General features: G+C 49.0%; 9 protein-coding genes. 3 read left to right on the top strand and 6 right to left on the bottom strand.

Translation table 11 applies throughout. The features are described 5' to 3' along the window. Positions 1-13 precede the first annotated feature (13 nt). A complete protein-coding gene (locus tag AM506_RS04985; RefSeq protein ID WP_060671396.1) occupies positions 14-1,699 on the bottom strand; it encodes a YrzE family protein in 1,686 nt (561 codons plus the stop codon). Between the two features lie 140 nt (positions 1,700-1,839). Between AM506_RS04985 and AM506_RS04980 the strand changes: the two genes are divergently transcribed. Beyond that, on the top strand, positions 1,840-2,865 hold the full coding sequence (locus tag AM506_RS04980) for a LacI family DNA-binding transcriptional regulator (RefSeq protein ID WP_060671395.1): 1,026 nt from the start codon (positions 1,840-1,842) through the stop codon (positions 2,863-2,865). Positions 2,866-3,001: 136 nt separating this feature from the next. Further along, positions 3,002-5,962: a carbohydrate binding domain-containing protein gene (locus AM506_RS04975; RefSeq protein WP_060671394.1), complete on the top strand. Its 2,961-nt coding sequence runs from the start codon at positions 3,002-3,004 to the stop codon at positions 5,960-5,962. 186 nt (positions 5,963-6,148) lie between these two features. On the opposite strand, the gene AM506_RS04970 is transcribed toward AM506_RS04975, so the two are convergent. The 4 genes from AM506_RS04970 to AM506_RS04955 form a co-directional block, all read right to left on the bottom strand. Further along, positions 6,149-7,729 (bottom strand): FMN-binding glutamate synthase family protein, encoded by a 1,581-nt coding sequence (locus AM506_RS04970; protein ID WP_060671393.1) that lies wholly within the window; start codon positions 7,727-7,729, stop codon positions 6,149-6,151. A gap of 48 nt (positions 7,730-7,777) precedes the next feature. Further along, entirely contained in the window at positions 7,778-9,499 is a 1,722-nt protein-coding gene (locus AM506_RS04965) for a pyruvate oxidase (RefSeq protein WP_060671392.1), read from the bottom strand. Positions 9,500-9,722: 223 nt separating this feature from the next. Further along, the gene (locus AM506_RS04960) at positions 9,723-11,639 is read right to left on the bottom strand and encodes a heavy metal translocating P-type ATPase (protein ID WP_060671391.1); all 1,917 of its coding nucleotides are present in this window, start codon (positions 11,637-11,639) and stop codon (positions 9,723-9,725) included. A gap of 213 nt (positions 11,640-11,852) precedes the next feature. Next, a complete protein-coding gene (locus AM506_RS04955; RefSeq protein ID WP_440480339.1) occupies positions 11,853-13,058 on the bottom strand; it encodes an MFS transporter in 1,206 nt (401 codons plus the stop codon). Positions 13,059-13,168: 110 nt separating this feature from the next. Here AM506_RS04955 and AM506_RS04950 point away from each other — a divergent pair, with 110 nt between their 5' ends. Then, positions 13,169-13,552, top strand: coding sequence for an OsmC family protein (locus tag AM506_RS04950; protein ID WP_060671389.1), 384 nt, complete (start codon positions 13,169-13,171; stop codon positions 13,550-13,552). Positions 13,553-13,634: 82 nt separating this feature from the next. Here AM506_RS04950 and AM506_RS04945 read toward each other — a convergent pair whose 3' ends face one another. After that, a complete protein-coding gene (locus AM506_RS04945; RefSeq protein WP_060671388.1) occupies positions 13,635-14,048 on the bottom strand; it encodes a pyridoxamine 5'-phosphate oxidase family protein in 414 nt (137 codons plus the stop codon).

The raw sequence follows: 14,048 nt of genomic DNA, 5'->3' as shown, positions 1-14,048 counted from the left end.
TCCGGCCTTTTCTTTATTGTTGTAATCCTTCGATCGACATATCTTTCACAGGCAGGAATGCCTCACCTGTATCCATATATGTGACGTTTACCTTGTCATTTTCCTTTAAGTAGATCGCAAGTAAGCTGTTTTCAGAAGAAACGATATAGTTCTTCCCGTTGTCGAGGAGGAAGGAGACGACGGTGTAGTCACCGGATTTTTCTTTGTAGACACGGACGACCGTGCCGTTTGCTTTCTTCTCCTCTGCTTTCGAGCTGCCGTTGACGCTCCCGCCACCGCGTTGAAGAGCGGTCTTATAGGCTTTCAGTGCCTGATTCGGAGTATTTGCATAGGCAGAGATTTCCGGATTGGCTGCCGAGACGATGAAGTAGTTCTGTAAGAAACCATTCGCATCAAGCACCGGTGTCAGCCAGCTTGCTTCACCGTAGAAGTTATAGAGAACAGGCATTTCGCCGTCCCATTTTTTCTCGATGAATTTCTTCTGGATGATCTGCAGGGCTCCCTGGGAATCCATGTACGATTCCTCCAGGTTACCGGTATAGAACGTTGCTTCTCCGGTCCGTGAGTTCGTCAGGGAGTATCCGAGCATGGAATCGACGCCTTCTTTTGGTGACGTGAAATCAGTGAAGTAGTACATGTCACCATTTTCGTCGAAAATAGGGCTCACGTTCGCTTCCGTTCCTTCATCTGAAGGAAGTTTTACATCCGATTTACCGAAGCGGCTGTTCCAGAAACCTTTCACATAGTTACCGAAATAGCTGTTCTGCAGGCTGACCGTTTCAGGTGAAACCGCACCGTCGATGAATGCCGGTACGTCTCTGATGGCATAGGCCTTCGTTTTACCGGATTGCGGGTCGACCATAACGATTCCTTTCACTTCAAATCCGTTACGGGCGGAGATGAAGTTTCCGTATGTCTGGATATAGAACGGTTTGCCATCATCATCGATTTCAAGCTGGACATCCCCTTTGAAAATTTCCTTCGGATAATTCAAACGGATGTGACGCTCCACTTTTTTATTGAAGAAAGAAGAAGGGGTGTACACCATTTCCTCTTTGATGAATTTAGGGTTCGCGTTTGAATCCGTGGCACTCAGCTTGAAGTACCCTGGTGTCTGGTCCCCTTTGAACCATTTGAAGAAACCGGAAAATTCAACAGGGGCGATGTATACATACTCACCGTCCACTTTCTGGATCTGAAGGTTGCCGAGTTCATAATAACTTGTATTCGGAACCTGACCGAACGCTTTCTTCATTTTGTTCCGGGCGAATTGAGGAGGGACACTTGCAGGCGTCTCTTTCTCATCAAAAGCCTGGATCTCTGTTTTGACTTCCATTTTGGCCGATTCGAATTTCTCATCTGCATTGAAGACGAAAGCCGTCAGGAAGTAAGCACCGATGAAGATGCTCGCCAGGAACAGAACCCCTTTTGCCATCCGTTCTTTCCCCGTGGCAAATGCTGCCCCGAATCCCGAGGCGATGATCAGGAGGATCCATATACTCGTAAAGTTCTGATCGAGATTCGAAAGATAATAGAAGAGAAATACGACAATGGTAGTGATGAGTAATGTGGCTCCAAACAGGGCCGGGAAGGATGGATATCCCTCTTTTTTATTTTGTTTTTTCATGATGGCGATCGGTACGAGCAATAAGGCCATGACCAATCCGACAGTCAATGAAAATAGTAAGATGTTTCCCATAGTGTTCCCCTTTCAAGGTTGTGATTCTGTTTATAGTGTATATACGGATGAGGAGGCGGAGAGGTTTCATTTGTTTTTTTGCCGCATAACCCATTCATCATCCGTTATAATAGGAAGAAGCAACCATTGGGGAGGATACTATGGATATATTTGATATTGCGAGACTTGCGGGAGTGTCGCGGAAGACGGTACAGCGCGTCTTGAATGATTCGCCCCAAGTACGGACCGAGACCCGTGAGCGGATCTTGAAGATCATGGAGGAGCATCAGTATCAGCCGAATGTGTCAGCGCGGAGACTGGTGATGAAGAAGACCCATACGATCGGGCTGTTCATCATTCAGGACCCGGGGAAGGATCGGATCTATTCGGATGATCTTTTTTACAGCGTGGTGATCGGGGCGGTGATCAATGCCTGCTCTCTTAGGGGATATAAAGTGCTCGTGACGATGGCAGAGGTGGATGACCCGGCTCCTGTGTTAAAGCTTTACCGGGAAAAAAGCATCGATGCAGGAATCATCATCAGCTGGAGCAACGTCCAGTCGATCGTCGATGAAATCCTTTCCGCCGACTTTTTGGTCGGAGTCTTCGATCAGAACAATGTGACCCATCGTACCCCTTCCATCCCCATGCCTGTATTGCAAAATGAAGCGGGTGCCAGGGAGGCCACCCATCACCTTCTTCAGCTTGGTCATGAAGAGATCGGCATCATTACGGGTGAGGAAGATAACCCTGCAGCGGTGGAGCGCCTCAATGGCTATCAAAAGGCATTGAAAGCAGCAGGGATCAAGGTGAAGCCGGAGCACATATACAGGGGCAGGTTTGTGGAAGAGTCGGGAAAAGAAGCCGTCCATCATTGGATCCGGCAGGGGGAACTTCCTTCCGCCATCGTCTGTTCAAATGATCATATCGCCTTCGGGGCCCTCAAGGCATTGAAGGAAGCGGGACGGGATGTACCCGGTGACGTTTCTCTCATCGGTTTTGATAATATATTTCTGACAGAATACACGTCACCTGCACTCTCGACCATGAACGTTCCGAGAGTGGAGATGGCGGTTGCGTTGGTGGAGCAGCTGATACACAGGGTGGAAGGAAAGCCTTATGAAACGATGAATCCTTTTCAAGCTTCCTTGGTCATCAGGAATTCCTGCGCAGAGAAAAAAGCCTGATTCCCCTTGGGACGGGCTTTTTTTGGTGGGCTGAGAAATCATTATGGTAGAAAAATGTTGTCAAACGATCGTGATGGTTTTATAGTTAAATACAAATGTCCCACGTGAGACATAAATGAAACCAGGAGGAGTTCACATGTTAAAAAAAGCAGTCACTTCGTTTACCGCTGCATGTCTCATCATGACTCTGCCACCCGCGAACATAGGTAGTGCCGCACCACAAAAAGACAAACCTTATCACCTCAAAGACTCAACCTTAAAAGATAGAACGATAAAAGGAGACCTCGTGATAACTCCGGATGCTGGAAAGGATATTACTCTTGAAAATGTGACGGTACGTGGAAGAACGTTGATCAAAGGGGAAGCACCCGATACTCTTCAATTAACAGATTCCGAGTTAAAGAGCCTTTCAGTTTCAGGACCTGGTCACCTGTCGACGATCACGGTTTCCGGAGAATCGGTCGTTGAACAAACCCTCTTGGATGGAAATGTGTTATTGGAAGAAAACGAGATTACGTCTGAAGGATTTCAAGACGTTACGGTCTCGGCATCACATGTGAAAACGAAAAAAGCCGATTTGAAAGGTGAATTCAATACGATCACGACGACAGGGAAAAAGGGAGAAGCGAAGGTAGGGCTTGACGGCATTGCCGAGCGGGTAGAATTGAACGCGCTTTCAAATGTCTCCCTGACGCCTGATGGGGTGGTGAAGGAGCTTTTTGTTTCGAAAGCTGGGAAAGGGTCAGCCATCACTGGAGAAGGTTCCATCGAAAAAGCCACGCTGGATAGCGTCATCGTATGGAATGGAAAAGAAACGAGTGAAGCGTCTTCTGTTGTCACGCCATGGTCCCTCGTGTGGAATGATGAATTCAATGAGGATGAGATCGATCGTGACAAGTGGACGTTCGATATCGGCAACGGATATACCGATGCCAATGGTACTTTCATTTCAGGATGGGGGAATAATGAAAAACAATACTACACGGACCGTCCTGAAAATGCGAGGACAGAAGACGGGAAGCTTCTGATTACGGCTAAAAAAGAAAACTATCAAGGGTACGGCTATACGTCCTCCCGATTGAAGACGAAGGGCCTGTTTTCCAAAACATATGGGAAATTTGAAATGAAGGCATCCCTCCCGGTCGGAAAGGGTTACTGGCCGGCGTTCTGGATGCTTCCGGAAGATGACCGGTATGGCGGATGGGCTGCTTCAGGTGAGATTGATATTTTAGAAGCACAGGGCAGCAATCCGGGTGAAGCGATTGGGACGCTTCATTACGGGGAATCGTGGCCGAATAATAAATACACCGGTGATCACTATAGCTTTGAAGATGGATCGACGATCGCAGACGAGCATGTATACTCCGTGGAATGGGAGCCGGGGGAAATCCGCTGGTATGTGGACGGCAAGCTCCGACAGACCCAGAACAATTGGTACAGCAAAGGGACCGGCAACGCTGCCAACTTCACGTACCCCGCGCCGTTTGATCAATCCTTCCATATGCTGCTGAATTTAGCGGTCGGCGGGAATTTTGACGGTGATCCGACGGAAGAGACGATGTTCCCTCAATCGATGGATGTGGATTATGTACGCGTATATGATTTGACGGGAAGACCGTATCAAACGCCGGAACTCCCTGAATTTGAACAAGCTCCATTACCTGACGATGCGAAGCAGCCACTCGAAGACGGAAACCTCTTGTACAATACCGGATTTGATCAGGAATGGGAAGACGTTGACGGGATTCCGGGAGTGGAAAACACGGATTACTGGTACTTCTTGTCGATCCCTGATTTCGGCGGGAAAGCCAATGTCTCCCTCGATCAGATCGAGGGTAGAAATTTTGCCAAAGTGGATGTGGAAGAACCGGGAAGCCAGCCTTATTCCGTTCAGCTCATCCAGGACGTATCACTCGGGAAGGGTCGTTATTACCGAGTATCCTTCGATGCAAAATCGACAGGATCACGCCCAGTCAATGTAAAAGTCGGCGGGGGTGAGAAGAGGGGTTACAGTGCCTATTCAAACAGTGAATCCTTTTCACTGAAAGATGGGGTGGAATCCTATGAAATGGTGTTCCAGATGACCGAGGAAAATGATTTGGCAGCCCGTGTGGAATTTAATCTCGGATTGTCCAAGCTACCTGTATGGCTCGGAAATATCCGGGTCGAAGAAATCCCGCCTGTTGAAGTGGATCCGGATGCCTCCAAGCCTGAACTGCCGACGGGGAACCTTATTTACAATGGGACGTTCGACCAGGGATTCCCTGACCGCCTACTTTATTGGCATCTGATAGGTTCCGGGAATGCCTTGGGAGTGGATCCTGACGAGCGGGTATTCTCAGCCAAGCCTTCCAGCGAAACGGACGAGGCCGGGCTTTCGCAAAAAGGCATCCAGCTTAAGGCGTTGAATGAATATGAATTGACGTTTGACGGAGTGGCAGAAAGTGGTCGTGATATTCAGATAGAGATGAGAAGCAAAGATGGGGAAGAGGTGTACGCAACGGAAACAATTCCTCTCGCAGCTGATTGGGAGAAGCATGCTATGACGTTTACGATGCCGGATGTGACGGATATGGAGTCACAGCTGGTGATTGATCTTGGTGGCAGTACCGAGGAAGTGAAGATCGATAACCTCTCGTTAAAGAAGAAAGCGGGACCTCCAGGTGCGAATGTCATCCAGAACGGATCGTTTGATTCCGATTTAGAATTCTGGGCAAATTACATCCATTTCGATGCTGCTGCCGGTATTTCTTCTGAAGACGGACAGGCAAAGATTTTGATCGGAAACGAAGGGAACGAACATTGGAGTGTTCAGCTTTTCCAGGAAGGAATGAAGCTTAAGCCGGGAGTGGAATACACCCTTTCCTTCGATGCGAGTTCGACAGTGGAACGGACGATGGAAGTGACGATTGAAAATGCTTCGTATACGCGCTATTTATCGGAAGTTGCTCAGTTGGGTGGAGAGATGACGCATTATGAGTATACGTTTACGCCACCTGTGGGCGAGGACACGAGCCTTAAATTCCTGATTGGGAAGAATAGTGGATCACCGATTGGTGTTCATGATGTCGTGATTGATAATGTGGAATTAAAGTAGGAGTGTGGAGCACGGCGTCTTGTTTTTGGGGCGCTGTGTTTTTTGTGGAAGAGAGGGGTGTTGACTGAGCGCTCGGTCTGGATGAGGGACGGGTGCGGATTTTATCGGAAAATGGAGAACGGTCTATATCCAACCCTGTCACCTTAAAAAAAGAAGCAGCCGACACCAATCGGCTGCTTCTTTCCATTATGATAACGCCTTTTCCGGCTTGATCGGATGCAGTCGTCCGTCTTCATCCCTGAATACGATGTGCTCACGCCCGAATTTCGTCGGTGTATCGATTCCCGCAGCTGCGGCCAGGTTGTACAGGCCTTCGCGGAGGGAGATGATGTAGTTGCAGACGCGGAATGACTTTTCTTCGACGATCAGTGCCCGCTGCAGTTTCTTGTCGGTTGTGGCAACGCCGACGGGACAGTTGTTCGTGTGGCATACTTGAGCCTGGATGCAGCCCACGGAGAACATCAGTCCCCTGGCAATATTGACAAAGTCGGCACCGAGGGCGAGTGCAAAGGCAATCTTGTCTGGTGTTAATAATTTTCCGGAAGCAAAGATTTTCACTTTGTCCCGGACCCCGTATTTCACGAGGGTGTCGTGAAGGAAGGGAAGGGCCGATTTGATCGGAACCCCGGCTGAAGCCGCCAGTTCCTGATATGATGCACCCGTTCCTCCTTCTCCGCCGTCCACTGTGATGAAGTCGGGGTGTTTTCCCGATGTGGCCATATAGGATGCGAGGCTCTCGATATCATCCGTGTTCCCGACAACCAGTTTGATCCCGACGGGTTTGCCGCCTACTTCCCGGAGTTGTTCGATGAAATCCAGCATCTGTTCGTTGTTGCTGAATTCCTTGAATCGATTCGGACTGTCGATGGATTTCCATGGCTCCACATTCCGGATGCTGGCGATCTCTTCTGTCACTTTCTTTCCGTCAACGTGTCCGCCTCGGGTCTTTGCACCCTGTGCGAGTTTCAATTCGAAGGCCTTCACTCCCTTGAGATCACTCTTTTTCTTGAATTCTTCCCATGAAAATTCGCCGTCTTTCGTTCTCACGCCGAATAAGCCGGGGCCGATCTGGCAGATGATGTCGACTCCGCCTTTCAGGTGATGCTTGGATAATCCGCCTTCACCGGTGTTCATCCAGGAACCTGAAGCGAGTTTCAAACCGGTTGACAGGGCGGTGATGGCCTGCCCACCAAGGGACCCGTAGCTCATGGCGGATTGTCCGATGAGCCCTTTCACTTTGAATGGATGTCTGCAGGTTTGTTGCCCGATGACCTGGGCATCTTCGTCTTTCAGGAGAAAGGGATCTGCTTCAGATTCTTCGCGATGTTCCCTTCGGCTGAGCAGATTATCTTTATCAAGTTTGTAAATTTTGGTTTTGACTTTTTGTGAGTTGTCGATGCGGAGTTCGTCCCGTTGGACAGGGAAAAGGGTGTTGCGAATATAGTAGCCTTCCTTTTCGAAGTCCCGCTCGGATCCGAAGCCGAGCATCCGGGATTTATATTTACCCGCCATGACCGTATTCGTGTATTCAAGTCTTGAGAAGGGTTTTCCTTCGTTGTCATTATGAAAGAGGTATTGTCTCAATTCAGGACCGATCTTCTCGAGGATGTATCTCATTTTTCCGAGGACCGGGAAGTTCCTTAACACTGCATGCTCTTCTTGTTTTTCATCCGTCATCCATAAATAAAGAATAAGTGCGGCCGGGATAAGTAATGCGAGAGTGATGACGGTAAGAAGAATCCACTGAATGATGGATATACTGTTCATATTCATTCCTCCAATAGGGAAAGTGAGCCCTTTTAAAGGCTCACTTCGTTAAAATAATCGTTTCATCGCTTTGCGTAATGGTGGCATCTCGGCCTCGTGCTTCTTGAAGAATTTTTTCATGACATGCTTTGAGTAACCTGCCGCCTGTTCGAAATTGATCTTACCGGGCAGGGGAGGCTGATCTTCAATGACACAGTCGATGATGACCGGCTTATTTGATTTCGAAGCCATTTCAAATGCTGGCTGAAGGTCCTCATGTTTGATCACACGATAACCTTCCCCTCCGCATGCTTGGGCAAACTGGGCGAAATCAATGTCCTGAAGATCGGTTTCATATTCGAGATGACCGATGGATTCCTGTTCGTACTTGATCATGCCGATCTTTCGATTGTTCATGATGACCACGATGATCGGCAGCTTGTATTTGACCGCTGTGACAAAATCATGCATCACCATGGTGAAACCGCCGTCTCCGCATACAGCAATCGTTTGACGCTCAGGCTCCGCCAGGCCGCTTGCGATCGCCCCTGGAAGTCCGCAGCCCATGGTCGCCATCCAGCTCGAAATAATCATTTTCTGGTTGGTCATTTTAAAGTGTCTGGCGGTCCAGACGGTCACATTGCCGACATCGACGGACAGGATCGCATCGTCGTCTGCAATCTTCTGAAGAGCCGCGATGACCTGTGGAGGCTTGATGGGAGTCGTCGCTTCGACTTCGTCTTTTTCAATATGCTTCCACCAGTTCTTCATATTGTTCTGGCATTCTTCCAAAAATGTTCGGTCCTCTTTGACAGGAAGCTGTTTATTCCATTGCTTCAAAACAAGGTTCGAATCTCCGACGATCCCGACGGAAACAGGGTATCTCTTTCCGATTTGTGCCGGATCCGCATCGATCTGAACGGCGGGCGTATCATCGGGAAGGAAATCACGATAAGGGAACGACGTACCGATCATGATGAGAAGATCGGCTTCTTCCATGGCTTCATATGCTGGCTTCGTCCCGATTTGACCGAGCTGTCCGAGATTATGGGGATGCAGGTCGGGGAATATCCCTTTAGATGGAAGCGTAAAGATGACCGGAGCCGCGATCTTTTCGGCGAATGCCTCGAGTTCACGGGCGGCATGCCTGGATCCCGTTCCTGCAAGGATGACCGGACGTTGTGCTTTATGTACGTAGTCCATTCCAGTCTTCACGTCTTGTTCAAGGGGAGCGGCGATGGTCGCAGCCGGAATGCTGGATGTATCTTTTATCGTATCCTTGATTTTCTGCCCCGGGATATCGTCCGGGATGATCAGCACAGACACGCCTTTTTTTGCGTAAGCGGTCCTGATCGCCTGATTCATGAGGTCGGGAAGTGATTCAGGTGAAGAAACCCGTTCGCAGTATACCGAAACGTCAGCAAACACACGGTCCAGATGAACCTCCTGGAATGAATCCATACCAAGCTCTTCTGTTGCGACCTGTCCGGCCAAAACCAATACGGGTGCTCCGTCGGCCTTCGCGTCATACAATCCATTCAGCAGGTGGATGGCCCCGGGTCCGCCAATGGATAAGCATACCCCGATGTTGCCTGTGAGTTTCGCATACGAGGAGGCGGCGAGTGCCCCGACTTCCTCATGTCTGACCTGGATGAACTCAATTTCCTCTTTCTCACTTCGTAGCACGTCGACAAAGTGATTGATGGAATCACCGGGGAGACCAAATACATGCTTGATCTTCCATTGTTCCATAATGTCTGCAGCTGCCTGTCCTGCGAGTTTATGTCCCATAGTTGAACCTCCTTCTTGTGTATAGTGATTTTTTACCACTGATGGGGATTTGTTAAACGTGGGGGGAGAGGGAACGGGTTAGAGAATTGAGAGAACATGGATTGGACGTGTTAGAGGGATCGAAAGTTATTCACATGTGGATAAAGGTGGGAAGAGAGGGTGTGGATAATTTGGTCGCTCCATACAAAAAGAGCACCCAACCAAGGTTGGATGCTCCCCATCATTATTTCAATAAACGTAATCCATTTAAAATAACCAATATCGTACTTCCTTCATGTCCGATGACTCCATAGGGGAGGTCGAGGATCTGCAGGAAGTTGGAGGCAATCAAGAGCATGATGACGGCGATGGAGAAAACGACGTTCTGCTGTACGATGCGCTTCATTTTTTTCGATAGCTTGATGGCTTCAGCGATACGGGTCAGGTCGTTTTTCATCAGGACGACATCGGCTGTCTCGAGAGCGACGTCGGTTCCTTCTCCCATGGCGATTCCGACGTTGGCCGTAGCGAGGGCCGGTGCGTCATTGATTCCGTCCCCGACCATACCGACTGTACCGAATTGGTCCTTCAATTTTTTCAGTTCGTCTACTTTCGTTTCCGGCAGGCATTCGGCAATAAAGGAAGCGACTTTAACTTCTTCTGCGATGGCACGGGCCGTTTTTTCATTGTCGCCTGTCAGCATGATCGTCTCGACGCCTTCTTTTTCAAGAAGCTGCAGTGCTTCGATGGTTTCTTTGCGGACAACGTCTTTCAGGGCGATCAATGCGACGATTTTATTTTCTTTTGCCACAAAAACGGTCGTCTTTCCTTCAGAGGCGATTCTTCCGTATGCTCCGTTCATGAAGCGTTCTGCCAACATTTTATCCACAAAGTCGGCTTTCCCGATTTTCCATTCTGATCCGTCCACAAGGGCTTTGACTCCCCATCCGGATACATCCTCCAGGGAATCAGGCTGGAAAAGTCCTATGTTGAACTCCCGGGTTGCGTGCCCGACGATGGCCTGTGCGAGTGGATGGTTTGATTGATTTTCAATGGAAGCAACTGCGCTTATCACATCTCGCTCATTCATCGTGTCTGCAATGAGGATATCCGTCACGACGGGTTTCCCTTTCGTCAAGGTTCCTGTTTTATCAAAGGCAATCGCTTTGATGTTACTCAAGTTCTCCAGGTGGGCGCCGCCTTTGAAAAGGATCCCGTGACGGGCACCGTTTGAGATGGCCGAAAGACTTGCCGGCATGATGGCTGCAACCAGGGCGCAAGGTGATGCGACCACAAGGAGGACCATGGCCCGGTAGAATGTTTCCGTCCAGCTCCAACCAAAGAGGAAGTGAGGGAGGAACATCATCAGGAATACTACGGCGAGGACGACTTTTACATAGGTTCCTTCGAAGCGTTCGATGAACTGCTGGGAAGGGGATTTCTCGCTTTGGGCCGACTGGACAAGGTCAATGATTTTTTGGAAAAGGGTTTCGCTGCTCGGCTTGGTCATTTCAACCGTGATGGCTCCGTTGATATTGACCGTTCCAGCGAAGACTTCATCCTGTTGTCCTTTAGTAACAGGGACGGCTTCACCGGAAATCGCTGCTTCATCGATGGACGTGGTACCTTTTACGACCACACCGTCCGTCGGTACCCGTTCACCCGGTTTGATCAGGATATGATCACCGATTTCAAGGCTTGCAACCGTGACTTTCTTTTCGCCTGAACCTGTGACAAGCCAGGCTTCTTCCGGCTGAAGCTGCATGAGGGCTGAGATTTCCTTTTGACTTTTGTTCATCGTATATGTTTCAAGGGCGCCACTGACGGCGAAGATAAAGATCAGGATCGCACCTTCCGTCCAGTACCCGATGATGGCGGAACCGACAGCGGCAAAAATCATCAGCATTTCCACATTGAGTTCTTTGTTTTCGATGGTTTCTTCGATTCCTTCTTTTGCTTTGGCAAAACCTCCGATGGCAAAGGCAAGGAGGTAGAAGATGATGCTCATGCTTGAGTCATCATTTGATGTCAGCCATCCGAGTAATATGAACACACCGCTGATGAGGGCAGCGATCAATTCGGCGTGAGGCTTTATTTTTTCAAGAAAGTGCATGTTATCTTTCGGTGACCCCATGGGTAGTGCTTTGGATTGTGAGCTCATAGGTATTCCTCCTTTGTAGTAAATGAAAATGGGGGTTTCTCATTGAGAATAATAATCAACGTCATTACCCCTATAAAACGACGAAAGCTGCCACCAGTGAAAGGTGACAGCAAAACGGCACGTGCTCTTAGCTGAAAGTATATGAAGTTAGTAATTTATAATGATTATAATCTAATCCTATCACATGTATATGAGGATGGGAAGCATTTTGTGCTAGTTATTCTGGGTTATTTCTCCACGCCGATTTTGCAGGGAAAAGACAAGGAGACTTACAAAAATCATCATCATCATGCCGGCGATCAAATAGAAGAAGCTTGATCCTTTGAACCAGTCAATGGTGATTCCACCGATGAATGGACCGATCATGCTGCCGAAGCTGAAGAAGATCCCGCACATGATGTTCCCGGCAGGAAGCAGTTCCTTTGGCAGGAGGTCCGTCATATAGCTGATGCCGAGGGAAAACGTCGATCCGACGGCCATGCCGGCTAGTGTGAAGCAAATGAACAGTCCGATCGTGGACTCAGAAACGATTCCGGCAGCCGAGAAACACAGGAATCCGATCATCATGACAATGAGGAGGATTTGCTGTCTGCCGTATTTGTCACTCAATATGCCCAAGGGCACCTGTGAGATGATGCTTCCCACTGCAAACGCAGGAAGGAGTATGGCCACGGCTTCAATGGAAAGACCGTTTCGCAGGGCGAAAACCGGGAAGTTTCCATTTAATGACGCTTCCAGGAAACCATAGCCGAGAGGCGGCAGCAAAGCGACCCAGGCATATTGTAGAACCTTTCCGAAACGGTGGAATGACCCGAGGAACGAGGCACTGCCGATGTTCTGCTGTTCGGGAAATTCATTTTGTAAGCGAAAGACGAACATCCATACCGTCAGGCTTAATAAGGAAGAAATGATGAACGGTAACGCTTGATGGATCGTGATGAGCTGCGTCATCATCGGCCCGACGGCGAATCCGATCCCAAAGGATACCCCGTAAATGGAAATGTTCCGTCCCCGGCGTTCTTTCGGCGAAAACGACGTTATCCACGTCTGGGTGGCAAAGTGAAGCATGTGATCCCCGATTCCAATCAGAAGGCGAAGGGCAAACCAGAACCAGAAGGATTTCCAGACCGGGAACAGTAAGAGTGATACGGCGACGATGATTCCACCGATGATGATCATCGGTTTATAGCCGATTTTCTGCAGTGGTCGCTCCATTAAAGGTGAGGCCAGCAGGATTCCGATGTAGAGGGCCGTTGCGTTGAGACCGTTCAGGGAAGAGGACAGACCATCCTGTTCGAAAATGATGGCGATGAGGGGAAGGAGCATTCCCTGTGAGAAACCGGAAATGGCGACGATCCCGACAAGCACCCTGAAACGGAAGGCTAATGTTTGATTCATATTGTCAAAACTCCCAATCATAGTAAATATCTTCTTTGATGGTACCCTCAATTGCATTGTTTGGCAATACGGGAGGGAATAGAGTAAAATCAAAACATCTACTAGCATATTAAGGAAGGAATGATGAAGAAATGGAATACAACATGCAAGAAGGAGGATTTTACAGTGATTTAGGGTTTGGGAAGCTGGAGGTATCGGGTAACGAAGAGTATGGTTTCCGCCCATTTCAATTATTAGTGTCATCTGTCGCCGTATGCAGTGGGGGAGTGCTCCGCAAAGTATTGGAAAAAATGCGCATTCCCTTCGACGACATCCACATCAAAGCAGACGTCACCCGCAACGAAGACGAAGCCAACCGCGTCGAAGCCATCTCCCTCCACTTTACGATCCGAGGGACGGACCTTGACGAGGCCAAGATCGAAAAAGCCATGAAGCTCACACGCAAGAACTGCTCCATGGTGCAATCGGTGCAGGACAGCATCAAGATTGAAGAGACGTTTGAGTTGGTGGGGTAAAGAATTGGGAGGGACGGACCTCTAAATGGAAAGAACGCGTGCATGCGTCTGGCCATTTGAAGGTCCGTCCCTCAAGAAGTCCCTACAGCTCCTGGGGTTCGCTGCCGGGTTTTGAGTAGTAGAGGATGGTTTTGGGTGTGAGTTTGAGGAGCAGGTATTCGGGATCATCGGGGCTTGCGATCCAGTGTTTGAGCTCCTCTTTCCAGAATTTCGCTTTCAGCTCCGGAGATTCTTCGACGGTCGCCTCTGCTTCGATTTCTACATAATGTTCATGATCGGAATCACGGTCACAGCCGAGAAGGATGTGCACGTGAGGGTTTTCTGCAATGTCTTCTGCCTTGTGGGCATGTTCGTTGGTTGCCGTATACAGAGTAAGATCGTCGTGATCGAACATCATAAATCGTGAGTACGGCTTGTTGTCACGGATGGTGGCAAGGGTGCCGATTTTATGATGGGAAAACAGCTCTGTTATTTTATCTTTTAAGGTTTGTGCCAT

The organism is Rossellomorea vietnamensis, assembly GCF_001305855.1.
GTDB classification, from domain to species: domain Bacteria; phylum Bacillota; class Bacilli; order Bacillales; family Bacillaceae_B; genus Rossellomorea; species Rossellomorea vietnamensis_A.
The sequence above is the reverse complement of the archived record's forward strand: the minus strand, read 5'-3'. Positions and strand labels throughout refer to the sequence as shown.